The 23590-nt window shown below is 69.4% G+C and carries 21 protein-coding genes and 1 pseudogene; 14 read left to right on the top strand and 8 right to left on the bottom strand.

What is annotated here, in order from left to right; all coding sequences use genetic code 11:
- Window positions 1–10: 10 nt before the first annotated feature.
- Window positions 11–2707, bottom strand: a complete 2697-nt coding sequence (gene acnA, locus EZH22_RS27490) for an aconitate hydratase AcnA (protein WP_203193519.1) — start codon at window positions 2705–2707, stop codon at window positions 11–13.
- Between the two features lie 177 nt (window positions 2708–2884).
- Between acnA and ccmA the strand changes: the two genes are divergently transcribed.
- Window positions 2885–3505: a heme ABC exporter ATP-binding protein CcmA gene (gene ccmA / locus EZH22_RS27485; RefSeq protein WP_203193518.1), complete on the top strand. Its 621-nt coding sequence runs from the start codon at window positions 2885–2887 to the stop codon at window positions 3503–3505.
- Complete coding sequence (gene ccmB / locus EZH22_RS27480; protein WP_408647652.1) at window positions 3502–4167, top strand: heme exporter protein CcmB; 666 nt, start codon at window positions 3502–3504, stop codon at window positions 4165–4167. Before ccmA ends, ccmB begins: the two co-directional genes overlap by 4 nt.
- Before the next feature lie 2 nt (window positions 4168–4169).
- Here the strand turns inward: ccmB and EZH22_RS27475 are convergent, their stop codons facing one another.
- Window positions 4170–4526, bottom strand: a complete 357-nt coding sequence (locus EZH22_RS27475; RefSeq protein WP_203193517.1) for a winged helix-turn-helix domain-containing protein — start codon at window positions 4524–4526, stop codon at window positions 4170–4172.
- A gap of 279 nt (window positions 4527–4805) precedes the next feature.
- Complete coding sequence (locus EZH22_RS27470; RefSeq protein ID WP_203193516.1) at window positions 4806–5201, bottom strand: hypothetical protein; 396 nt, start codon at window positions 5199–5201, stop codon at window positions 4806–4808.
- A 197-nt stretch (window positions 5202–5398) separates the two neighbouring features.
- On the opposite strand from EZH22_RS27470, the gene EZH22_RS27465 reads away from it, so the two are divergent.
- From EZH22_RS27465 to EZH22_RS27450, 4 genes are read left to right on the top strand one after another with little or no spacing between them, the layout of a single operon-like run.
- Window positions 5399–6130, top strand: coding sequence for a heme ABC transporter permease (locus EZH22_RS27465; protein WP_203193515.1), 732 nt, complete (start codon window positions 5399–5401; stop codon window positions 6128–6130).
- A 15-nt stretch (window positions 6131–6145) separates the two neighbouring features.
- Window positions 6146–6316: a heme exporter protein CcmD gene (gene ccmD, locus EZH22_RS27460; protein WP_203193514.1), complete on the top strand. Its 171-nt coding sequence runs from the start codon at window positions 6146–6148 to the stop codon at window positions 6314–6316.
- A complete protein-coding gene (locus EZH22_RS27455) occupies window positions 6313–6972 on the top strand; it encodes a DsbE family thiol:disulfide interchange protein (RefSeq protein ID WP_203193513.1) in 660 nt (219 codons plus the stop codon). The genes ccmD and EZH22_RS27455 overlap by 4 nt, the downstream gene beginning before the upstream one ends.
- Window positions 6973–7028: 56 nt before the next feature.
- Window positions 7029–7847: a HesA/MoeB/ThiF family protein gene (locus EZH22_RS27450; RefSeq protein ID WP_203193512.1), complete on the top strand. Its 819-nt coding sequence runs from the start codon at window positions 7029–7031 to the stop codon at window positions 7845–7847.
- 148 nt (window positions 7848–7995) lie between these two features.
- Here EZH22_RS27450 and EZH22_RS27445 read toward each other — a convergent pair whose 3' ends face one another.
- Window positions 7996–8997, bottom strand: a complete 1002-nt coding sequence (locus EZH22_RS27445) for a 2-hydroxyacid dehydrogenase (protein WP_203193511.1) — start codon at window positions 8995–8997, stop codon at window positions 7996–7998.
- 251 nt (window positions 8998–9248) lie between these two features.
- On the opposite strand from EZH22_RS27445, the gene EZH22_RS27440 reads away from it, so the two are divergent.
- Complete coding sequence (locus tag EZH22_RS27440; protein ID WP_203193510.1) at window positions 9249–9800, top strand: SH3 domain-containing protein; 552 nt, start codon at window positions 9249–9251, stop codon at window positions 9798–9800.
- Window positions 9801–9844: 44 nt separating this feature from the next.
- Here EZH22_RS27440 and EZH22_RS27435 read toward each other — a convergent pair whose 3' ends face one another.
- Window positions 9845–10666: an alkaline phosphatase family protein gene (locus EZH22_RS27435; RefSeq protein WP_203193509.1), complete on the bottom strand. Its 822-nt coding sequence runs from the start codon at window positions 10664–10666 to the stop codon at window positions 9845–9847.
- A 60-nt stretch (window positions 10667–10726) separates the two neighbouring features.
- Complete coding sequence (locus tag EZH22_RS27430; RefSeq protein WP_203193508.1) at window positions 10727–11146, bottom strand: hypothetical protein; 420 nt, start codon at window positions 11144–11146, stop codon at window positions 10727–10729.
- Between the two features lie 216 nt (window positions 11147–11362).
- Here EZH22_RS27430 and EZH22_RS27425 point away from each other — a divergent pair, with 216 nt between their 5' ends.
- A complete protein-coding gene (locus tag EZH22_RS27425) occupies window positions 11363–12844 on the top strand; it encodes a replicative DNA helicase (protein WP_203196802.1) in 1482 nt (493 codons plus the stop codon).
- Window positions 12845–12912: 68 nt separating this feature from the next.
- Window positions 12913–14007, top strand: a complete 1095-nt coding sequence (alr, locus tag EZH22_RS27420; RefSeq protein ID WP_203196801.1) for an alanine racemase — start codon at window positions 12913–12915, stop codon at window positions 14005–14007.
- On the opposite strand, the gene EZH22_RS27415 is transcribed toward alr, so the two are convergent.
- A complete protein-coding gene (locus EZH22_RS27415) occupies window positions 13977–15185 on the bottom strand; it encodes a Rieske 2Fe-2S domain-containing protein (protein WP_203193507.1) in 1209 nt (402 codons plus the stop codon). The genes alr and EZH22_RS27415 overlap by 31 nt on opposite strands.
- Before the next feature lie 299 nt (window positions 15186–15484).
- Between EZH22_RS27415 and radA the strand changes: the two genes are divergently transcribed.
- From radA to purF, 3 genes and pseudogenes are all read left to right on the top strand, one after another.
- Entirely contained in the window at window positions 15485–16954 is a 1470-nt protein-coding gene (gene radA, locus EZH22_RS27410; protein WP_203193506.1) for a DNA repair protein RadA, read from the top strand.
- Window positions 16923–17456, top strand: a pseudogene (locus tag EZH22_RS32695) (CvpA family protein); the annotation flags it as partial. The gene radA and the pseudogene EZH22_RS32695, both read left to right, overlap by 32 nt.
- Before the next feature lie 339 nt (window positions 17457–17795).
- Window positions 17796–19289 carry an amidophosphoribosyltransferase gene (gene purF / locus EZH22_RS27405; protein WP_408647750.1) on the top strand — a complete coding sequence of 498 codons (1494 nt, stop codon included), beginning with the start codon at window positions 17796–17798 and terminating at the stop codon, window positions 19287–19289.
- Between the two features lie 62 nt (window positions 19290–19351).
- Here the strand turns inward: purF and thrS are convergent, their stop codons facing one another.
- Window positions 19352–21334 carry a threonine--tRNA ligase gene (gene thrS, locus EZH22_RS27400; protein ID WP_203193504.1) on the bottom strand — a complete coding sequence of 661 codons (1983 nt, stop codon included), beginning with the start codon at window positions 21332–21334 and terminating at the stop codon, window positions 19352–19354.
- Between the two features lie 434 nt (window positions 21335–21768).
- Between thrS and EZH22_RS27395 the strand changes: the two genes are divergently transcribed.
- Together EZH22_RS27395 and EZH22_RS27390 are read left to right on the top strand one after the other, a co-directional pair.
- A complete protein-coding gene (locus tag EZH22_RS27395; protein ID WP_203193503.1) occupies window positions 21769–22401 on the top strand; it encodes a L,D-transpeptidase in 633 nt (210 codons plus the stop codon).
- Between the two features lie 40 nt (window positions 22402–22441).
- Window positions 22442–23455: an amino acid ABC transporter substrate-binding protein gene (locus EZH22_RS27390; protein ID WP_203193502.1), complete on the top strand. Its 1014-nt coding sequence runs from the start codon at window positions 22442–22444 to the stop codon at window positions 23453–23455.
- Window positions 23456–23590: the final 135 nt, after the last annotated feature.

Genomic DNA, 23590 nt, shown 5'->3' with positions numbered 1-23590 from the left:
GATGGGTGCCTCAGGCCGCGAGCGAGCGCAGCACGTAGGGCAGGATGCCGCCGTTGCGGAAGTAGTCGAGCTCATCCAGCGTATCGATGCGGCAGATGAGGTCGACGTTCTTCACCGTGCCGTCGGCGAACTTGACCTCGGCGGTCAGGATCTGGCGGGGCTTGAGGTCGCCCTCGATGCCCTTGAGGGTGACGATCTCGTCGCCCTTGATGCCGAGGCTCTGCCAGCTCTCGCCGTCCTTGAACACCAGCGGCACGATGCCCATGCCCACCAGGTTGGAGCGGTGGATGCGCTCGAAGGACTGGGCCACCACGGCGCGCACGCCGAGCAGCTTGGTGCCCTTGGCCGCCCAGTCGCGCGAGGAGCCGGTGCCGTATTCCTTGCCGGCGAACACCACCAGCGGCACGCCCTCGGCCTTGTACTGCATGGCCGCGTCGTAGATCGGCAGCTCGGCGCCATCCGGATAGTGGATGGTCACGCCGCCTTCCACGCCCGGCACCATCTGGTTCTTGATGCGGATGTTGGCGAACGTGCCGCGCATCATCACTTCATGGTTGCCGCGGCGGGTGCCGTACTGGTTGAAGTCCACCGGGCGCACCTGGTGCTCGATCAGGTACTTGCCCGCCGGGGACGCCTGCTTGATGGAGCCGGCCGGCGAGATGTGGTCGGTGGTGATTGAATCGAGGAACAGGCCCATGATCCGGGCATCGATGATGTCGGTGACCGGGACCGGATCCTTCGTCATGCCGACGAAGTAGGGCGGGTTCTGCACATAGGTGGAGGCATCCTGCCAGGCATAGGTCTGGCCGGTGGGAATGGCGATCTTCTGCCAGTTCTCGTCGCCCTTGAAGACGTCGGAATACTTTTCCTTGAACATCTTCTTGGTGACGTTCTCGCGGATATACTCGGCGACCTCCTTGTTGGAGGGCCAGATGTCCTTGAGGTAGACCGGCTTGCCGTCCTTGTCGGTGCCCAGCGGCTCGGTGGTGAGGTCCACCTGCAGCGAGCCGGCCAGCGCATAGGCCACCACCAGCGGCGGGGAGGCGAGGTAGTTCGCCTTCACGTCCGGGTTCACGCGGCCCTCGAAATTGCGATTGCCGGAGATGACGGCGCCGGCGACGAGGTCGTTCTTGTTGATCGCCTCGGAAATGGCCTCCGGCAGCGGGCCGGAATTGCCGATGCAGGTTGTGCAGCCGAAGCCCACCAGGTTGAAGCCGAGCTTGTCGAGGTCGTCCTGCAGGCCGGAGGCGGTCAGATAGCCCTCGACCACCTGCGAGCCGGGCGCCAGCGAGGTCTTCACCCACGGCTTGGACTTCAGGCCCTTCTTCACCGCCGCCTTGGCGAGGAGGCCCGCGGCGATGAGCACGCTCGGGTTGGAGGTGTTGGTGCAGGAGGTGATGGCGGCGATCACCACGTCGCCATGGCCGACGGAATAGTCGGTGCCGGCGACGGGGACGCGCCGGGAGGCTTCACCCGGCTTCTTGAACTCGCCCTCCAGCGCGGCGAGGAAGCCGGCCTTGGATTCGGAGAGCAGCACGCGGTCCTGCGGGCGCTTGGGGCCGGCCATCGAAGGCAGCACGGTGTCGAGGTCGAGCTCGAGCGTGTCGGTGAAGACCGGGTCGGGCGTGTCCTTCTTGCGCCACATGCCCTGGGCCTTGGAATATTTTTCCACCAGCTCGACGCGGCTGTCCTTGCGGCCGGTCTCGTCCAGATAGTCGATGGTCTCGCGGTCCACCGGGAAGAAGCCGCAGGTGGCGCCGTATTCCGGGGCCATGTTGGCGATGGTGGCGCGGTCGGCGAGGGAGAGGTGCTCCAGGCCCGAGCCGTAGAATTCCACGAACTTGCCCACCACGCCCTTCTTGCGCAGCATCTGGGTGACCGTGAGCACCAGGTCGGTGGCGGTGATGCCTTCCTTCAGCTTGCCGGAGAGCTTGAAGCCGACGACCTCGGGAATCAGCATGGAGATGGGCTGGCCGAGCATGGCCGCCTCGGCCTCGATGCCGCCGACGCCCCAGCCGAGCACGCCCAGGCCGTTCACCATGGTGGTGTGGGAATCGGTGCCGACCAGCGTGTCCGGATAGGCGACGGTAACCGTCTTGCCATCCAGCTCTTCCTTGCGGGTCCACACGGTCTGGGCGAGGTATTCGAGGTTCACCTGGTGGCAGATGCCGGTGCCGGGGGGCACGACGCGGAAGTTGTCGAACGCGCTCTGGCCCCATTTCAGGAAGCGATAACGCTCCTGGTTCTGCTTGTATTCCTCGTCCACGTTCTTCTTCAGCGCGTTGTCCGTGCCGAAATAGTTCACGATCACCGAATGGTCGATGACGAGATCGACCGGTACCAGCGGATTGATTCGGGCCGGATCGCCGCCGAGCGCCACCATGGCGTCGCGCATGGCGGCAAGATCCACCACCGCCGGGACGCCGGTGAAGTCCTGCATCAGCACGCGGGCGGGGCGATAGGCGATCTCGCGCTCGGCCTTGCCGCGGTTGTTCACCCAGTCGGCGACCGCGAGCACGTCGTCCTTGGTGACCGAGCGACCATCCTCGAAGCGCAGCATGTTCTCGAGCAGCACCTTCATGGAGAAGGGCAGGCTCGTGACGCCCGGAAGGCCATTTTTCTCCGCCAGCTCAAGGCTGTAGTAGATGTAGTCCTTGTCATCCACCGTCAAGGTGGTGCGGCACTTGAAGCTGTCGAGGGAAGTCACGGCGCAGTCACTCCGGTTCGATGATCGACCGAGGCAGCACCGGCCAAAACGGCGGAGCGAAAGGCACTTCGCCACCTTGGACGGCGCGGTTCGGGGCTTTATAGAGCCATTTCAAAGCGCGGTCATGCGATAACAGCATTGAATGTGCAATGCACCATAAGCAGGGGGCGCGGGGCAATGGCGGTGGCGGCTCTGGTGGGGGAAAAGCTGGCCTGCCGAAGGGGGTTCAAACTCCTGTTCGAGCAGCTGGACGTGACCGCCCGGGCCGGCCGCGCGCTGCTGGTGGTGGGGCCGAACGGGGCCGGCAAGTCCTCGCTCCTGCGCATTCTCTCCGGCCTGCTCGGCGCGACGGAAGGTCAGGTGCGCCTCGACGGGGACGGCGGCGCGGAGGCGTCGGCGGGTGAACACATCCATTATCTCGGCCACGAGGATGCGGTGAAGGGGGCGCTCACCGTGTCGGCCAACCTCGCATTCTGGCGTACCGTGCTCGGACCCACGGGCCTGGGCGTGGAGGAGGCGCTGGAGGAGGTGGGCCTCGGCGGCCTCGGCCGGCTGCGCGCGCAGGTGCTCTCCGCCGGGCAGAAGCGGCGCCTCGCCATCGCCCGGCTCCTGGCTTCCCGCCGGCCGGTCTGGGTGCTGGACGAGCCGACCACGGCCCTCGACGCGAGGGCGCAGGCGCGTTTTGCCGCCTTCGGCCGGGCGCACCTCGCGCAAGGCGGCATCCTGATCGCCGCCACCCATGCGCCCCTCGACCTCGGCGAGACCGACGAGCTCAGGCTCGGAGGCGCGGGCGCATGATCCCGGCGTTCCTCGCCATCGTGCGGCGCGACCTCGCCTTGTCCCTCGGCTCCGGGGCCGGGCTCGGCGTCGTCTTCTTCCTGAGCGTGGTCACCGTGATGCCGTTCGCGGTGGGGCCGGACCTCGTGCTGCTCGCCCGCATCGGGCCCGCCATCCTGTGGATCGGCGCCCTGCTGGCGAGCCTCATCGGGCTGGAACGCCTGTTCGCCGCCGATGCGGAGGACGGCTCGCTCGACGCGCTGACCCTTTCGGTCCTGCCCCTGGAACTCACCGCCGCCGCCAAGGGCCTCGCCCACTGGCTCGCCACCGGCCTGCCGCTGGTGATCGCCGCGCCGGTCCTCGCACTGATGCTGAATCTGGAGCCTGCCGCCATCGGCGCCGTGGTGCTCACGCTGCTGGTGGGGACCCCGGCTGTCACCTTCCTCGGCCTCATCGGCGCGGCCTTCGCCGGCGCCTTCCGGCGGGGCGGGCTGCTGATCGCGGTGCTGGTCATCCCGCTGGCCATCCCGGTACTGATCTTCGCCGTCTCGGCGACGCAGGCGGCGGTGACCGGGCCGGTGCCCTTCGGCACGCCCTTCCGCGTGCTGGCGGGCCTTGCCTTGTTCGCGCTGGTGCTCGGCCCGGTGGCGGCGGCAGCGGCGCTGCGGGCGGCGCGGGCCTGAGCCTATTGCGCGGCCGAGGCGGCGGGGGTGAGCTCGGCTTCCAGCTCGGAAATCTGCAGGCGCACGGCTTCTCCGGCGGTCTGCTCGATGGCCCGATAATTGGCCACCACGGCATGGCCCAGCGGCGTGAGCGCCGTGCCGCCGCCCTGCCGCCCGCCGGTGCGGGCGGAGACGAGGGGAGCGTTGAACAGCCCGTTCATCTCCTCCACCAGTTCCCAGGCCCGGCGGTAGGACATGTTCATGGCGCGCCCGGCGGCGGAAATGGAACCGGACGAGTCGATCTTTTCGAGCAACTCGATCTTGCCGGGTCCGATCCGGTTGCCGGCGCCCAGGTCGATTCTCACGCTCAGAGACGCCATCGGGACAACTCGCATTCCCCAGGCCGCTCCGGCCCGGCCCCGGCGCGGGCCGTCCTGCTTGCCGGGCTCACTGGTTCGTCAGGCCTCCCGGCACGCCGCGGCAGCGCAGGCTGATGCTCCTGTATTCGAACCAGTCTAGCAAATCGTTCCGCGCCTTGTCGTCATCAATCCCGCGGCGGGCCGGCGCGGTGGCGATGCGCGGCACTGAAATGGCACCGGGGGCCTTGTGGGCTCCCGGTGCCTCCGGTTCGAGATGCCAGACGAGAGCTCGAAAGGGGATCAGTTGAAGCAGGCGCCGGCCGGGCCGGACCCCTGCCCGAGGCGGGCCTGCGCCGCGGCCAGCGTCCGCAGGTGGCTTCCGCCCAGGGCGAAGGACACTTCGAAGCCGTCGGGCGTGGCCAGGGTAAGGATCAGGGTCGAGGGGTCCGAGGCCTGCTCGACCCGCACCATGTGGGCGGGATAGACGAGGCGCAGCGTCTCGTCCTTGTGCCGGGCGCGCAGCACCTCGGTCATCATCTTGGGCAGGGTCATCACCAGCGCCTGCAGGCAGCCGGCCGGAAGGCTGAGCGCCGTGGCCGTGCCGTCCACGCGGCTGAAGATCATGCGGAAGCGGCTGCCGTCCACCGCCACGTCGAAGGAGAGAAGATCCTGCCCGATGATGTCGTCCCGTTCCATCGCGCATCTCCGACGCCGAACCGGGTTAAGCTATATTCAATGAGATATAGTGTAAGTCAAGCCGGCTTCGCTGCGCCGCAGCGGGCGCCGCTTTTCCGGGCCGCGTAGGCCCCGGGAGCCCTGCGACACAGATACCGCAGAGGTAGCCGAGGGGGAGGGCGCTTCCCTCCGGCGCCCCGCCGCACTAGAACGCCTCCATGGCCATCATCGACCTTGCCAACCCGGTGCGCTTCCTCCGCTTCTCCGCGCGGCTCCTGCCGTGGATCGCGGCTGCGGCGGCGGTGACGCTCGCCATCGGCTTCTACCTCGCCTTTCGCGCTCCTGCCGATTACCAGCAGGGCGAGACGGTGCGGATCATGTACATCCACGTGCCCTTCGCCTGGCTCGGCCTGTTCGGCTACACCCTGATGGCCGCCTCCTCCATCGGCATCCTGGTCTGGCGCCACCCCCTCGCCGACGTGGCCCACAAGGCCGCCGCGCCCGTGGGCGCCACCTTCACGGCCCTGTGCCTCGTCACCGGCGCCCTGTGGGGCCGGCCCATGTGGGGCACCTACTGGGTGTGGGATGCGCGGCTCACCTCCATGCTGGTGCTGCTGCTGCTCTATCTCGGCCTCATGGCGCTGCGCGCCGCCATCGAGGAGCCGAACCGCGCCGGCCGCGCCGCGGCGGTGCTCACGCTGGTGGGCTTCATCAACGTGCCCATCGTGAAGTTTTCGGTGGACTGGTGGAACACCCTGCACCAGCCGGCCTCCGTGTTCCGCATGGGCGGGTCGTCCATCGACGCCAGCCTGCTCTGGCCGCTGCTCGTCTGCGCCATCGGCTTCACGCTTCTTTTCGTGGCGCTGCACATGCTGGGCATGCGAACAGAGATCCTGCGTCGGCGCGTCCAGGCCCTCGAGGCCCGGGCGGCGGCCGAGGCGACGGCCTGAAGCGCGGGCGCGCCCATGACTCATTTCCTTTACATCTCCGCTTCCTACGGCATCGCGCTCCTCGGCCTCGGCGGCCTCGCCGCCTGGCTGCTGGCTGATTACGCGCAGCAGCGCCGGGCCCTCACGGAGCTCGAGGCGCGAGGCATCGGCCGGCGCCCGACCAGCGTCGGGGGAGGGGAGGCATGAGCCCGCAGGGCGGCTCCGCGCCGCAGCCCGGCGCCGAGGGGGGGCCCGCGGCGGAAACCGGAGCTCAGGCTTCGGCCCCGCCGGAGCGCCCGCGGCGGCGGCTGTGGCTGGTGGCGCTGCCGCTGGTCCTGTTCCTGGCCCTCGCCGGCCTGTTCTTCTCGCGCCTCGAAACCGGCGGTGATCCCTCGCGCATTCCCTCGGCCCTCGTCGGCCGGCCGGCCCCGGTGGTCGCCTTGCCGGCGCTGGACGGGCTGAAGCGGGCGGACGGCACCTCCGTGCCCGGCATCGACATCGCCGCGCTGGCCGGCAAGCCGACCCTGGTCAACGTCTGGGCCTCCTGGTGCGGGCCCTGCCGCGAGGAGCATCCCCTCCTCATGCAGCTGGCCAAGGATGGTCGCATCAACCTGGTGGGCATCAACTACAAGGATGCGCCGGAGAACGCCCGCCGCTTCCTCGGCCAGTATGGCCTGCCCTACCAGGCGGTGGGGGTGGACCCGAAGGGCCGCGCCGCCATCGAGTGGGGCGTCTATGGCGTGCCCGAGACTTTCCTTCTGTCGAAGGACGGCACCATCATGCACAAGTTCGTGGGCCCGCTGACCCCCGACGCGGTGGCGAACACGCTGCTGCCGCTGCTGGCGCGCCTCACGGCCAATTGAGGTGGCGCGCCAGCCGGAGGGTGACGCCGGCCGCGCGCGGCATTATGGATTCGTCCATGGCCTTCTCACCCGAAGAAATCGAACGCTACGCCCGCCACATCGTGCTGCATGACGTGGGCGGGCCCGGCCAGCAGAAGCTCAAGGCGGCGACCGTCCTGGTGGTGGGCGCCGGCGGGCTGGGCGCCCCGGTGCTGCTCTATCTCGCCGCGGCGGGGGTGGGGCGGCTGATCCTCGTCGAGGACGACGTGGTCTCCCTCTCCAACCTCCAGCGGCAGGTGATCCATCGCACCCAGGATGTGGGGCGGCCCAAGACCGAGAGCGCGCGCGACGCCGTCCACGCCCTCAACCCGCACGTGGAGCTGATCACCCACGCGGTGCGGCTCGACGCGGGCAATGCCCTCGATCTCATCGCCCAGGCGGACGTGGTGGTGGACGGCTCGGACAATTTCTCGACGCGCTATCTGGTGTCCGATGCCTGCGTGCTGGCGCGCAAGCCGCTGGTGACGGCGGCCCTCGGCGCCTTCGATGCCACCATCACCACCATCCGCGCCCACGAGACCGGGCCGGACGGGACCCCCAACCCCACCTATCGGTGCCTCTTTCCCGAGCCGCCGCCCGCCGGCACCGTGCCGGCCTGCGCCGAGGCGGGCGTGCTCGGCGCGCTGGCGGGGCTGGCCGGCGCGCTGGCCGCGCTGGAGGCGATCCGCGCCATCGTCGATTTCGGTGAGGGGCTGGTGGGCCGGCTGCTGATGATCGACGCGCGCTCCATGCGCTTCGAGACGCTCAGCTACGGCTGGGACCCGGAGAACCCGCTGACGGGGGAGGGCACGCGCATCACTGATCTGTCCGCCCATCGCAGGGGCGCGGCGGCGTAAGCGTCGCGGCCCGGCTGGCACGTGGCGCGACACCGACCCCAGGGGGAGAAACGGTGCGTGCGCCTTCGCGGCGTCATGTTCGCGGCGTGATGCGCGGTCGATCCCCTCGCATGCGGGCCTGCGCCAAACTGCGGCGCAGGCTGTTGCCTCACAGCATGGCGGGCAGGACGCGGTCCGGGGGACGGTGGCCGTCCATGAAGGTCTTGATGTTGACGATCACCTTCTCGCCCATGTCGACGCGGCCTTCCAGCGTCGCCGAGCCCAGGTGCGGCAGCAGCACCACCTTGCCCTGCCGGGCGAGGCGGATGAGCTTGGGGTTCACCGCCGGCTCGTGCTCGAACACGTCGAGGCCGGCGCCGGCGATCTCGCCGGCTTCCAGCTGGCGGGTGAGGGCGTTCTCGTCGATCACCTCGCCGCGGGCGGTGTTCACCACGTAGGCGTCGGGCTTGAGCAGCTTGAGGCGGCGGGCGGAGAGCAAATGGTAGGTGGCCGGCGTGTGCGGGCAATTGACCGACACGATGTCCATGCGCGCCAGCATCTGGTCGAGGCTGTCCCAGTAGGTGGCGTCCAGCATCTCCTCGATGCCGGGGGCGAGGCGGCGGCGGTTGTGATAGTGGATCTGCAGGCCGAAGGCCTTGGCGCGGCGCGCCACCGCCTGGCCGATGCGGCCCATGCCGATGATGCCGAGGCGCTTGCCCCAGATCCGCCGGCCGAGCATCCAGGTGGGCGACCAGCCGGGCCATTCTTCCTTGTCGGCGATCATCACCTGCGCGCCCTCGGCGAGGCGGCGCGGCACGGCGAGGATGAGGGCCATGGTCATGTCCGCGGTGTCCTCGGTGAGGACGCCGGGAGTGTTGGTGACGGTGATGCCGCGGTTGAGCGCGCTCGACACGTCGATATGGTCGACGCCGTTGGAGAAGGAGGCGATGAGCCGCAGGTTCTCGCCGGCCTGGGAAAGCACCGCCGAATCGATCCGGTCGGTGACGGTGGGCACCAGCACGTCGGCCGTCTTCACCGCTTCCACGAGGGCGGCCTGGTCCATGGGCACGTCGTCGATGTTCAGCTTCGCGTCGAACAGCTCACGCATGCGCGTCTCGACCGAGTCGGGCAGCTTGCGGGTGACGACGACGAGGGGTTTGCGACGCACCATCGTTACTCCCCATTCCCCAGTTGTACAGCAATCGGTCCCCTCTAGCAGACAGGCGGCGAAACACAAGGCGCGAGGCGCAAGGCGCCTTGACGGCGGCGGCGGGGCGGGGCACTTCCTGCCCCGTCCGGGCGGCCCGACAACCCCCTCCTAACCTTTTGGTGAGACACCAAGGGGAACTTCCGGCTCCAGGGCGACGCGACGCCGCCGGATTTTCCACCGATTTAGGTGCGATGCGAAAGGACGTTCCCGTCATGCCGAAGATGCGACCTCACCGGATGCCGAGCCTCGTGGCCGCGGCCTTGGCGCTGGCGGTTTCGGCGGCATCGGTGCTCGCTGGCGGCGCGGCCGCGCCGGCGCGGGCGGCGGAGGACGGGACGTCCGGCCTGCCGGTGCCCCGCTTCGTCTCGCTCAAGGCCGATACCGTCAATGTGCGCAACGGTCCCAACAAGGACCATGACGTGTCCTGGGTGTTCACCCGCGCCGGCCTGCCGGTGGAGGTGACCGCCGAATACGGCACCTGGCGGCGGATCCGCGATTCCGACGGCTCGGAGGGATGGGTCTACCATTCCATGGTGTCGCTGCGCCGCACCGCCCTCGTGGCGCCGTGGCTGAAGGGCGAGACCGTGCCCCTGCGCGCCGGGCCGGATGCCGAGGCCCGCGTCGTCGCGCAGCTGGAGCCGAAGGTGCTCGGCGTGGTGAAGTCCTGCGACGGCAAGTTCTGCCGCCTCTCCGGCGACGGCTTCGACGGCTATGTGCAGCAGGCGCAGCTCTTCGGCGTCTATCCCAACGAGAAGGTGGAATAGGCCGGGCCGTCCCGTCCGGCGCCGCGGCGCGCGCCAGCCGGGCGTCAGCCGGCGGCGGCCTCGTCCACCGGGCGGCCGCGATAGCGGATGAGCAGCGGCACGGTGAGCGTCATGGGGTGGGAAATGCCGTGCTCCCACAGCCCGTCCTCGCCCCAGCAGTCGCCGTGGTCGCCGCACACGACGATGGTGGCGTCGGCGAAGCGCTCCAGCAGCGGGGCGATCATGCGGTCCACATATTCGCAGCACAGGCGCTGGCGCTCGCGGCAGGTCTCGGCCCGGTTGACCTTCTGGAAGGGCAGGCAGGGATTGTCCGCCCGGTCCCACGGCGCGCCTTCGTGGTAATAAGGTACGTGCGTCTCGCCGATGTTCATGAAGATGAACAGGTTGCGCCGCGTCTCCCGGGCCAGCGCCTTCTCGATGAAGGCGAGCTGGGCGGCGACCCCCTTGTCGCCGGTGAAGAGAAACTGCTCGAAGCTGCCGGTGAGCTTCTTCGAGACCGGCGTCTTCGGATCGAACCAGCCCATGGCCGCGGTGCCCACCGTGGCGTAGCGGGCGTTGCGGAAGCCGGAGACAATGTCGTCGCCGCTCACCGAGAAGCCCGGCCGGGCATGCCCCGGCGCGCCGGCGCGGTCGAGGCGGAAGAGGCGGGCGAACTTGGGGTTGAGGAACGGTGTCTCGAGCTCGGCCACGCCCGGGGTGAAGCCGGCGAACATGGCCATGTGCGACGCATAGGTGAAATGCGCCGGCGCCTGCGCCCGGTAGAGGGGCGAGATGGCTTTCATCGCCGGTGCGTTGGCCGCGACGAAGGTGTCGAAGCGGCACGAGTCGATGGTGATGAAGAGGACGCTGTCGGGGGTCACGCGCATCGGGCGGCTGCCAGGAACGAGAAGCAGGGGGAAAGCGGGCGCGCGGCGGGCCGCCGCGCCTTAGTTCCCGCCGTCATTGTTGGCCGTGCCGCAGGTGTAGCCGACGAAGCAGCGCGGATTGTCCGCCGTGGGAAGCCAGGCCGGGCTGGTGGTCTGGCCCTCGGCGCAATAGCGCTCGTCGCGGACGTAGCGCTGGGCGTTGCCACCGCCGGTGGGGACCAGGATGAAGCCCTGGGTGCGCACGACGGACGAGAGGCCGCTGCAGGTGGAGGGCGGTACCGGAATGGCCATCATGCCCTCCGGCGGCGGCGTGCCCTGGCCATAGATGGCGGTGCCGTCGATGGGCACCGGCACGCCGGCGGCGCCGAGGTCCGGCGGCGGCGTCAGGGGATCCGACTGTCCGAGCGCGGCGGAGGACAGGGACACGACCGTCGCCGCCAGCACGGCGATGCGAATCGACCCGGCATGAAACGCCCGCATGAACCACCCCCTGCATTCTGCCGCCGGGGAACGGCTCTACCTCACCTTGCGGGGCGTGCAAAGGGAAAGTGCGGCCCCGGCGACCGGCGCGGGCCCATGGCGGCTCAACGCTTCGGTGGGTTTTTCCCGCTATCCTCACGCCGCGCGGCCAGATGGTTCGTGCCGATCGATGCGGAACTTGGTAAGGAAATCACCCTCCAGCGGATCCCGGCTTCCATGCTCGACCTCCCCAACAAGGGCGACCTCGACCCGTCCTATCGTCAGGCCCCGCACAATGTGGAGGCGGAACAGGCGCTGCTCGGCGCCATCCTGGTGAACAACGAGGCGTTCTATCGCGTCTCCGACTTCCTCGAGCCGTCCCATTTCTACGAGCCCATCCACGCGCGCATCTACGAGCTGTCGTCCGCCCTGGTGCGCGCCGGCAAGCTGGCCACGCCGGTCACGCTCAAGACGTTCCTGCCCGCCGACCTCGACGTGGCCGGGCTGACCGGCCCGCAATACCTCGCCCGCCTCGCCGCCGAGGCCACCACCATCATCAATGCCGAGGACTACGGCCGTACCATCTACGACCTCTCGGTGCGGCGCGAGCTCATCCGCATCGGCGAGGAGATCGTCAACGAGGCGTATGACGCCCCGGTGGACGCCACGCCGCAGAACCAGATCGAGCAGGCGGAAAAGCGCCTCTACGAGATCGCCGAGACGGGCCGCTACGACGGCGGCTTCCTCAGGTTCGGCGAGGCCCTGCGCGAATCGGTGGACATGGCCTCCAAGGCCTTCCAGCGCGACGGGCACCTGTCGGGCATCGCCACCGCGCTCGACGACCTCGACCACCAGATGGGCGGGCTCCAGCCGTCCGACCTGGTCATCCTTGCCGGGCGCCCCGCCATGGGCAAGACCTCGCTTGCCACCAACATCGCCTTCAACATCGCCGCCGCCTATCGCGGCGAGCAGCGGCCGGACGGGGCGCTGGAAACGCTGTCCGGCGGCATCGTCGGGTTCTTCTCCCTCGAAATGTCGGCGGAACAGCTGGCCACGCGTATCCTCGCCGAGCAGGCGGAGATCGCCTCCTACAAGATCCGCCGCGGCGACATCTCCGAGAGCGAGTTCGCCAAGCTCGCCGCCGCCGCCCAGACCATGCAGACCATCCCGCTCTACATCGACGACACGGGCGGCCTCTCCATCGCCCAGCTCGTCGCCCGGGCGCGCCGGCTGAAGCGCCAGCGCGGGCTTGATTTCATGGTGGTGGACTATCTCCAGCTGCTGTCGGGCACGTCCAAGAGCTCGTCCCAGGGGCGCGTGCAGGAGATCACCGAGATCACCACCGGCCTAAAAGCCTTGGCGAAGGAGCTGCAAGTGCCCATCATGGCCCTGTCCCAGCTCTCGCGACAGGTGGAGTCGCGGGACGACAAGAGGCCGCAACTGTCGGACCTGCGCGAATCCGGCTCCATCGAGCAGGACGCCGACGTGGTCATGTTCGTGTTCCGGGAGGAATATTATCTGAAGAGCAAGGAGCCGAAACCGGGCACAGAGGAGTGGTTCAAGTGGGAGATCGAGATGAAGGCGGCCGAGAACACGGCCGAAATCATCATCGGAAAGCAGCGCCACGGTCCGACGGGGACGGTAAAGGTGCATTTCGAGCCCCAGTTCACCCGCTTCTCCAACCTGGCGCGGGAGGACCACCTGCCGGACCGCCGCTAGCGGTCCCGCCGGCCGATCCGGTCCGCGTCGAGGCCCTCGCCCGCGAGGAGCGCGAGGCGGGCGCGGTCCTGACCATCGATCTCGACGCCATCGCCGACAACTGGCGCACCCTGTCCGCCCTTGCCGCGCCCGCCGAATGCGCCGCCGTGGTGAAGGCCGATGCCTACGGCCTCGGCATCGAGCCCGTCGCCCCCGCTTTGTGGCGCGCCGGGGCCCGGACCTTCTTCGTCGCGCATTTCAAGGAAGCGGTGGCCCTGCGCGCGCTGCTGCCGGACGCGGTCATCTACGTCCTCAACGGCCTCCTGCCCGACACCGCCCCGGACTTCGCCGCGGCGCAGGTGCGGCCGGTGCTCGGCTCGGTGGCGGAAGTCTCCGAATGGAGCGATTTCTGCCGCGACCGCTCGGCCGACATCCCGGCGGCGATCCATGTGGATACCGGCATGCACCGGCTCGGCCTGTCCCTCGAGGAGGCGGTGCAGCTCTCCGGCACGTTCCGCCTGCTCGGCTTCAAGCCGAGCCTGATCATGAGCCATCTCGCCTGCGCCGACCTGCCGGGCCATGTGCTCACCGCGCGCCAGCGCCTCGTTTTCGCTGACGTGGCGCGGCGCTTTCCCGGCGTTCCCGCCTCCCTCGCCAACTCGGCCGGAACCCTGCTCGGCCGGGATTTCCGCTTCGACCTGGTGCGGCCGGGCATCTTCCTCTATGGCGGCGTCGCCATCGCCGGCGTGCCGCCGCTGCGCCCCGTGGTGCGGCTCGAGGTGAAGGTGGTGCAGGTGTCCACGGCGCCGGCCGGGGAGACGGTGGGCTACGGTGCCGCCGAGCGCCTGAAGCGGCCGAGCCGGCTCGCCACCGTCTCCATCGGCTATGCGGACGGGCTGTTCCGCGCCGGCGGCTCCTCGGACGCGGCCAAGGGGGTGGAGGCCATCCTCGCCGGCAAGCGCTGCCATCTCGTGGGTCGGGTCTCCATGGACCTCGCCACCCTCGACATCACCGACCTGCCGGAAGGCTCGGTCCAGCGCGGCGATACGGCGGTGTTCCTTGGCGACGGCATCTCGGTGGACGACCTCGCCGTCCGTTCCGGCACCATCGGCTACGAGGTGCTCGCCTCCCTCGGCACGCGCTATGCGCGGCGCTACGTGGGCGGGGGATCGGGCGGCGGCTGAGGCTCCGCGCCGGCCGGTGCCGAGGCGCCGCGGAGCGCCGCCGCGCAGGCCTCCTCGAACCAGCCGATCCGCGCCTCGAAGGCCGGGCTCAGGCGCTGCGGCGCGTCCATCTGCCGGGCCATGGTCTGGAGCCGCTCGCAGACCGCGTTGTCCTCGCCCATCACGCGCCGCACGTGGAACGGCACGATGCGGGACACCGCGGCCGCGGCGATGCGGTCGATGACGCCGCGCACGCCGCGCCGGGCCGCCGGCTCCGGGGCCGGCAGGAGCCAGCCGTCGAGCCGGGAGAGGCCGGGGGCGAGCGGCGCGTAGCGGTAGGCCAGCACGCGGTAATGGGCGCGGCCGAACAGGTCGACGGCGTGGAACTGGGACAGGCCGAGGCTCGGAAACACGTTCAGGATCACGTAGTCACGCGGCAGGTAGGTGCCGGCCCGACAGGCCGCGAGGATGCGCCCGGCCGGGTCGTCGCCGGCCTCGGTGGTGTAGAGGCTGTGCCGGCCGAACCGGGCATAGGTGACGTCCGCGGCCTTCAGGTAGCCGTTGCGCCCGAAGGTGGTCGGGTGCACGGCGACGAGGTGGTAGTCGTCGAGGCCGATATGGGTGAGGAACTTCCAGTTGGCCCGGATCTCGCCGCCGATCCGGCGGGCCTGCCCGCGCGCCGGGCACAGGGTTTCCATGAGCGGCGCCGTGTCGCCGAGGAAATCGGCGAGGCTTTCGCTGTGGCCCGGCGACGGGAAGCGGCCGAAGAGGAGCCCGCCGCACACCCCGAGCTCCACCGGCGCGAGCCGTGCGTCGAGGGCCTTGGGACTGGTGCCGAAGGCCTCGTCGCAGACCGGGATGCCGAGGGCGAGCCCGTCCTTGTTGTAGCGCCAGTGGTGGAAGGCGCAGACCACCGGGCCACGCCCGCGATCGCCGGTGCGCAGGGGATGCAGGCGGTGGGCGCAGCGGTTCTCGAAGCCGCGGATCTCCTCCCCGAAGCGCTGCACGAAGATGGAGCGGCCGCCGAGCACGGTGCGGAACCATTGGCCGTCCTCGGCCACGTCCGCGACCATGCCGAGAAAGGTCCACAGCCGCCCGAGGGCGGCCTGCTCGCGGGCGAAGGCCGCCTCGTCCCAGGCCCCCCGCGCCCAGTCGCCGGAGAGGGTTTCCTCGGCCGAGCCGGCCGGGACCGGGGGCATGCCGGGATCCGGTCGCGTGACGCTTTCGCCGGACACGCACGTCCTCCCCGACCCGGCGCCCGCGGGCGCTTCGTGTTTCCAGATTGAGGTACCCCTTAGCAGATGGGCCCGGCGCCTGCCATCGCGGCGCGCCACATCCACGCGCTGCAACCCGACGCCGGGCCTCCCGTGGGCGGAGCCGGGCGGGGTGGGCCATGGGGCGAGGCGAAACGTGGTGTAATGGGAAACATGCGGCCGCGGATTCGGCCCCTCGTTCCCACATCGTGCCGGGCGGCTCGGCGGCACCTCAGGAAGGCTCCATGGCGCGGCGCGATCATTCCTTCATCTGCCAGTCCTGCGGCGCCGTCTACACGCGCTGGCAGGGCAAGTGCGAGGCGTGCGGCGGCTGGAACACCATCGCGGAGGAAGTGGCGGTCGCCGCCAGCGTGCCGGCGGCCCAGCGCTCCAGCCGGAAGGGGCGGGCGGTGGCGCTGGAAACCCTGCAGGGCACGGCCAAGCCCGCGCCGCGCCTCATCTGCGGCATCGGCGAGCTCGACCGGGTGGCGGGGGGTGGTTTCGTGCCCGGCTCCGTCCTCCTCATCGGCGGCGACCCGGGCATCGGCAAGTCGACGCTGCTGGTGCAGGCCTCGGCCGCGCTGGCGGAGCGCGGGCAACGGGTGGTCTATGTCTCGGGCGAGGAGGCGGTGGACCAGGTGCGCCTGCGCGCCCAGCGGCTCGGCCTCGACCGGGCGGAGGTGGGCCTCGCCGCCGAGACCAACGCCGAGAACATCATCGCCACCCTTTCAGGCGGCCCGCCCGTTCACATGGTCGTGATCGATTCCATCCAGACCATGTGGTCCGACAGCGTCGAATCCGCCCCCGGCACGGTGACGCAGGTGCGCACGTCCGCCCAGCTCCTGGTGCGCTATGCCAAGCAGACCGGGGCCTGCGTCATCCTCGTGGGCCACGTCACCAAGGACGGGCAGATCGCCGGCCCGCGGGTGGTGGAGCACATGGTGGACGCGGTGTTCTCGTTCGAGGGCGACGGCGGCCACCAGTTCCGCATCCTGCGGGCGCAGAAGAACCGCTTCGGACCCACCGACGAGATCGGCGTGTTCGAGATGACAGGGCGCGGCCTCGCCGAGGTGGCGAACCCCTCCGAGCTGTTCCTGTCCAACCGTGACGCCGGTGCTCCCGGGACCGCCGTCTTCGCCGGCATGGAAGGCACGCGGCCGGTGCTGGTGGAGATCCAGGCGCTGGTGGCCCCGTCCTCCCTCGGGACGCCGCGCCGCGCCGTGGTGGGCTGGGATCCCAACCGCCTGTCCATGGTGCTGGCGGTGCTCGATGCCCGCTGCGGCGTGCGGCTCGGCGGCCATGATGTCTATCTCAACGTGGCCGGGGGGCTGAGGATCGGCGAGCCGGCGGCCGACCTTGCGGTGGCGGCGGCCCTCGTCTCCTCCCTCACCGGGGCGCCCCTGCCGGCGGACGCGGTCTATTTCGGCGAGGCGAGCCTCACCGGCGCGGTGCGGCAGGTTTCGCAGGCGCCGGCCCGCCTGAAGGAGGCGGCGAAGCTGGGCTTCGCCCGCGCCGTGGTCCCCGCCGGCGGGCTCGACGGAATCGAGGCGCCGGTGGCGGTCACGCCCGTGGCCTCCCTGGCCGAGCTGGTGGCCGGCGTCGCCGCCCGCGCACCGCGCCGGCCAGCCATGCGCGAATCGCGGAGCCTCGAGCCCCGTGACGCCGTGCCACGGTCCGCGGAACATGCGCAATGGAGCGAGGAGGGGGGAAGGTGACGCGGACGGCGGTGCAAGCTATATCAGCCGCGCGGCGGGTCCCCGGGGCGAGTGCCCGGGGGCGGCTGGCCGCGCGCATCAGCGCATCGCGATGCGCCCAGAACGGATCAACGCGCCGATGCCTGTGACCCTGCTCGACATCATTGTTCTGTCGGTCATGCTGATTTCGGGGTTGCTTGCGATGGTTCGCGGCTTCCTGCGCGAAATCTTCTCCATCATGTCCTGGATCATTGCCGCCGGCGTGACCGTTTATTTCCATAAGCAGGCCCTGCCTTACGTGAAGCAGTACATCCAGCAGGACACCGCGGCACTTGCCACAACTGTCGCTCTGCTTTTCCTCGGCACCCTGCTGATCACCTCCATCATCACGGCCCGGGTCTCCGACGTGGTGCTCGACAGCCGAATCGGCGCCCTCGACCGCACCATGGGCTTCCTGTTCGGCATCGCCCGCGGGCTGCTGCTCATGGTGATCGCGCTGCTCTTCTTCAACTGGCTGGTGCCGCCGGAGAAGCTCCCGCCGTGGGTTGCAAACGCGAAAACGCTCCCGGCGCTCACGAATATGGGGGACTGGCTCAAGGCCCAGTTGCCGGATAACCCTGGAAACACCATTCTTGAACAGCTAAAGAAACGCCCCTCCGGTGAGGAGGGCGACGCGCCCGCCACTCCGGCCTCCCCGACGGGGGGACCGCGTACGGATCTGGGGGCACCACAATCGCGGCCGCACTGGCCCCGTCATCCGGTCCCGGCGCTGGCGCGTATCGCCGCCTGGGGCGGGAAGGACTGGACCAGCTGGTCGAAAGCGCGCGCGGCACCGGCCTCTAGGCCGCCCGGGCGGAGGTGCATGATGGGCTTCGAGATCGAGGGTGGGCAAGGCGCCGGAGCGTCGCGGGATTTCGATCTCGACGGCGACACCTTGCGCGAGGAATGCGGCGTCTTCGGCATCTACAATCATCCGGAAGCCGCGGCGATCACGGCCATCGGTCTGCATGCGCTCCAGCATCGCGGGCAGGAGGCGGCGGGCATCGTCAGCTATGACGGCCGGCGCTTCCATTCCGAGCGGCGCCTCGGCCTCGTGGGGGATGCCTTCTCCGACGCCGGCGTCATCGCCCGCCTGCCCGGCGACATGGCGGTGGGCCATGTGCGCTACTCCACCACCGGCGAGACGCTGCTGCGCAACGTGCAGCCCTTGTTCGCCGAGCTCGACGCCGGCGGCTTCGCCGTGGGCCACAACGGCAACCTCACCAACGGTTTGACCCTGCGCAAGCAATTGGTGCGCGAGGGGGCCATCACCCAGTCCACCACCGACACCGAGGTGATCCTTCACCTCGTGGCGCGCTCCCGCAAGCCGCGCTTCATCGACCGCTTCGTCGACGCCATCCGGGCGCTGGAAGGCGCCTATTCGCTGGTCGCCCTCACCAACAAGAAGCTGATCGGCGCCCGCGACCCGCTCGGCATCCGGCCGCTGGTGCTGGGCTCGCTGGACGGCTCGCCGATCCTGGCGTCCGAGACCTGCGCCCTCGACATCATCGGCGCGCGCTACGTGCGCGACGTGGAGAACGGCGAGGTCGTCGTCATCGACGAGGACGGGATCCAGTCGTTCAAGCCCTTCCCGGAGATGGCGCCGCGCCCCTGCATCTTCGAGTACATCTATTTCGCCCGGCCCGATTCCGTGGTCGGCGGACGCTCCGTCTACCAGGTGCGCAAGAAGATGGGGCAGGTGCTGGCGCAGGAAAGCCCGGCCAATGCCGACGTCATCGTGCCGGTGCCGGATTCCGGCGTGCCGGCGGCCATCGGCTTCTCCCAGCACTCGGGCATCCCCTACGAGCTCGGCATCATCCGCAACCACTATGTGGGCCGCACCTTCATCCAGCCCACCCAGTCCATCCGCGACCAGGGCGTGCGCATGAAGCACTCCGCCAACCGCTCGGTGGTGGAAGGCCGCTCCATCGTGCTGGTGGACGACAGCCTGGTGCGCGGCACCACCTCGGTGAAGATCGTGCAGATGATGCGCGACGCCGGCGCCAAGGAGGTGCATTTCCGCATCGCCTCCCCGCCCATCACCCATCCCGATTATTACGGCATCGACACGCCCGACCGGGACAAGCTGCTCGCCGCCACCCACGACCTCGAAGGCATGCGCCGCTATATCGGCGCGGACAGCCTCGCTTTCCTCTCGGTGGACGGCGTCTACCGGGCCATGGGCTATGAGGGGCGCGATCCGGCGAAGCCGCAATTCACCGACCACTGCTTCACCGGCGACTATCCCACCCCGCTCACCGACCGCGCCGGCGCGGTGGGCCAGCAGCAGCTCTCGCTCCTCGCCGAGGCGAGCTGACCTGACCCTGCCCGCAGACGGCCGGAACGAGAACGGGGCGCCGAAGCGCCCCGTTTTTTGTTTCACGCCGCCTTGCTGGCGGCACCGAGGGCCTTGCGCTTCAGGTCCGGGGGCACCGCCTCGTCGGCGAGCGCGGCCGCCACCTCGTCGAGGCTGCCGCTGGCCTGGGCGTTGGAGCCGAGGCGGCGAATGGAGAGGGTGCGCTCGGCCGCTTCCTTCTTGCCCGCCACGAGAAGCACCGGAACCTTGGCCAGCGAGTGCTCGCGGACCTTCAGGTTGATCTTCTCGTTGCGCAGGTCGAGCTCGACCCTGAGGCCCGCCGCCTTCAGCCTGTCCACCACCTCGGCGGCATAATCGTCCGCATCCGAGGTGATGGTGGCCACCACGATCTGGACCGGGGCGAGCCACAGCGGGAAGTGCCCGGCGAAGTGCTCGATGAGGATGCCGGTGAAGCGCTCCATGGAGCCGCAGATGGCGCGGTGGATCATCACCGGCGTCTTCTTCTGCCCGTCCGCGTCCACATAGAAGGCGCCGAACCGCTCCGGCAGGTTGAAGTCCACCTGGGTGGTGCCGCACTGCCATTCGCGGCCGATGGCGTCCTTCAGCGTGTACTCGAACTTGGGGCCATAGAAGGCGCCCTCGCCGGGCAGGATGCCGGTCTTGATCTTGCCGCCCGAGGCATCCTCGATCTGCTTGAGGACGGCCGTCATCACCTCCTCGGCGTGATCCCACACCGCATCCGAGCCGACGCGCTTGTCCGGCCGGGTGGAGAGCTTCACCACGATCTCCTCGAAGCCGAAGTCGGCATAGGTGGAGAGGATGAGGTCGTTGATCTTCAGGCACTCGGCCGCCATCTGCTCCTCGGTGCAGAAGATGTGGGCGTCGTCCTGGGTGAAGCCGCGCACGCGCATCAGCCCGTGCAGGGCGCCGGAGGGCTCGTAGCGGTGCACCGCGCCGAACTCGGCGAGGCGCAGCGGCAGGTCGCGATAGCTCTTCAGCCCGTGCTTGAAGATCTGCACATGGCCCGGGCAGTTCATGGGCTTCAGCGCGAACACGCGCTCGTCCTTGGTCTCGTCGCCCGCCGACTGGACCTTGAACATGTTCTCCTTGTACCAGCCCCAGTGGCCGGAGGTCTCCCACAGGGAATGGTCCAGCACCTGCGGGGCGTTCACCTCCTGGTAGTCGGCCTTCAGCCGGCGGCGCATGTAGGCCACCAACTCCTGGAACAGGGTCCAGCCGTTCGGGTGCCAGAACACCGTGCCGGGGCCTTCCTCCTGGAAATGGAAGAGGTCCATCTCCCGACCGAGGCGGCGATGGTCGCGCTTCTCGGCTTCCTCCAGGCGGTGGAGGTAGGCGGCAAGCTCCTTCTCGTCATGCCAGGCGGTGCCGTAGATGCGGGTGAGCATGGGGTTGTTCGAATCGCCGCGCCAATAGGCGCCGGCCACCTTCATCAGCTTGAAGGCGCCGCCGATCTTGCCGGTGGAGGGCATGTGCGGGCCGCGGCAGAGGTCGAACCATTCGCCCTGCCTGTAGATCTTCAGGTCCTGGCCCGCGGGGATGGCGTCCACCAGCTCCACCTTGTAGGCCTCGCCCTTGGCGGCGAAGACGCGCTTGGCCTCCTCGCGGGTCCAGACCTCGCGGGTGAAGGGGCGGTCCTTGGCGATGATCTCGCGCATCTTCGCCTCGATCACCGGCAGGTCTTCCGGCGTGAACGGGGCGTTGCGGGCGAAGTCGTAATAGAAGCCGTTCTCGATCACCGGGCCGATGGTCACCTGGGTGCCCGGCCACAGCTCCTGCACCGCCTCGGCCAGCACGTGGGCGCAGTCGTGGCGGATCAGCTCCAGCGCGCGCGGGTCGTCGCGGGTGACGATCTCGATCTTCGCGTCGCGGCCGATGGGCTCGGCAAGGTCCGCGAGCTGGCCATCCAGGGTGACGGCCACGGCCTTCTTGGCGAGGGACTTGGAGATGGCGGCGGCGATGTCGGCGCCGGACGTCCCCTCGGCATAGTCGCGCTGCGCGCCGTCGGGGAAGGTCAAGGCAATCATGCGGAAACTCCTTATGCCCACTCCTGCGGACCACGCAGGTAGGCGTCTTCACGTGTCACGGCGCCCTTTTAGGCAGGCCGGCGCCGCTCGTCCAGAACGGGAATGGGGGCCGCTTGCGGTGCGTTTCGTGCGGGTTTGACCGTGCATGATACCATTCCGCAACGCCTGGGCCTGAAAATGACACCCCGGCCGGGGCGCGTTCCCCCTTTTCCTCGCGCGCTGCCTCGGCTAATCCCAGTGTGGGGTCGTGAGTGTTCGCCGTGCCGGCGTTCTTCGCGGGGCCGCGGAATGCGGTTTCGCAAGTCAAGGCAGGGCGGGTCACGCGGGGAGGGAAGCCGGATCGGGCGTGGCGCGGCTGTTCGCGCGGCGGGCGACCGGTTCGATCACCGCTTCCGGCGGGCTGTTCCGCCCGGGACGCGAAAGAAGAGGCCGGCATGATGCCAACGACGTTCAAGACCTTGACCTTCGCCGCCCTGCTTCAGGTCGGCCTGTTCGCCTTCGCTTCCGCCGCCAGCGCCCAGATGGGCCCGCGCGGCGCGCCGGGCGCCGTGATGGATATCGACGACCAGCCGGGCCTGGAAGCACCCCAGGACGACGTGGCGCAGATGGACCCTGCCTTCCGCCGCCAGCCGGTCTATTTCCGCACCACGGAGAAGCCGGGCACCATCGTCATCCACACCAACGAGCGCTTCCTGTATCTTGTGCAGGGCGACAACCGCGCCATCCGCTACGGCATCGGCGTCGGCCGCGACGGCTTCCAGTGGTCGGGCCTCAAGAGCATCGAGCGCAAGGCCGAGTGGCCCGACTGGACGCCACCGGCCGAGATGATCCAGCGCCAGCCCTATCTGCCGCGCTTCATGGCCGGCGGCCCCGGCAATCCCATGGGCGCCCGGGCGCTCTACATCAGCGGCACCGTCTACCGCATCCACGGCACCAACCAGCCGCAGACCATCGGCTATGCGGTGTCCTCGGGCTGCTTCCGGCTGGTGAACACCGACATTATCGACCTGTACGGCCGCGTGCCCGTGGGCACCAAGGTGGTCGTGCGCCAGCAGGCCGCCCTCTGAGGGCGGCCCTTTTCCACCAAATTCCTCACTGGGGGCATTCATGAAGACGATCCTGGCCATCCTGGCCGGCGCCACCCTTGCGCTTGCCGCCACGGCGGCCCCGGCACAGACCCTCAAGAGCGTCAAGGACCGCGGCGAGCTGCTCTGCGGCGTGTCCAAGGGCCTCCAGGGCTTCTCCGCCCCCGACGCTTCGGGCAAGTGGACCGGTTTCGACGTGGACGTGTGCCGCGCGCTCGCGGCCGCGATCTTCAACGATCCGAACAAGGTGTCGTTCGTTCCCCTCACGGCGGACGAGCGCTTCCCGGCGCTGAAGGACGGCAAGATCGACGTGCTGTCGCGCAACTCCACCTGGACGCTGGAGCGCGAGGCCAAGCTCGGCCTGTTGTTCACCGCCATCAACTATTATGACGGCCAGGGCTTCCTGGTGCGCGACGCGCGCAAGGTGACCTCGGCCCTGGAGCTCGACAAGTCCAAGGTCTGCGTGCAGGCGGGCACCACCGCCGAGAGCACCACCAAGGATTATTTCGCCGCCAACAGCATGGCGCTGGAGCTGGTCACCCTGCCCACCAGCGGCGACCTGGTGAAGGCCTATGAAGACGGCAAGTGCGACACCATCACCACCGACGTGTCGCAGCTCTATGCGCTGCGCCTCACCATGGCGAAGCCGGCCGACCACATCGTGCTGCCCGACGTCATCTCCAAGGAGCCTCTCGGCCCGGTGGTGCGGCAGGGCGACGACCAGTGGTTCAACCTGGTGAAGTGGACCATCTTCGCCATGATCAACGCCGAGGAGCTGGGGGTGGCCACCAACACCCTTGACGCCGCCGTGAAGTCGCAGAAGCCGGAGGTCAAGCGCCTCGTCGGCACCGAGGGCAATTACGGCGAGCAGCTCGGGGTGTCGAACGATTTCGTCGTGCGCATCGTCAAGGCGGTGGGCAATTACGGCGAGAGCTTCGAGCGCAACGTGGGCGCCGCCTCCAAGCTGGGCATTCCGCGCGGCATCAACCAGCTCTGGAGCATGGGCGGCATCCTGTACGCCCCGCCGGTGCGCTGATCGCCGATTTGTCGAGCGGCCTGCACGCCGCCTGCCGGGCCGCGCGTCGCGCGTGCCCGGCGTGGCCGGCGGGCAGGACCGTCCGCCGGGCGCGGACGGACGTTTGAAGCCTCCCCGGCGCCACGCTTCCGGTCA

Origin of the sequence: Xanthobacter dioxanivorans, assembly GCF_016807805.1 — a bacterium.
GTDB classification, from domain to species: Bacteria; Pseudomonadota; Alphaproteobacteria; order Rhizobiales; family Xanthobacteraceae; genus Xanthobacter; species Xanthobacter dioxanivorans.
Note: the sequence above shows the minus strand (reverse complement) of the source record. Positions and strands in the feature narration are given on the sequence as shown.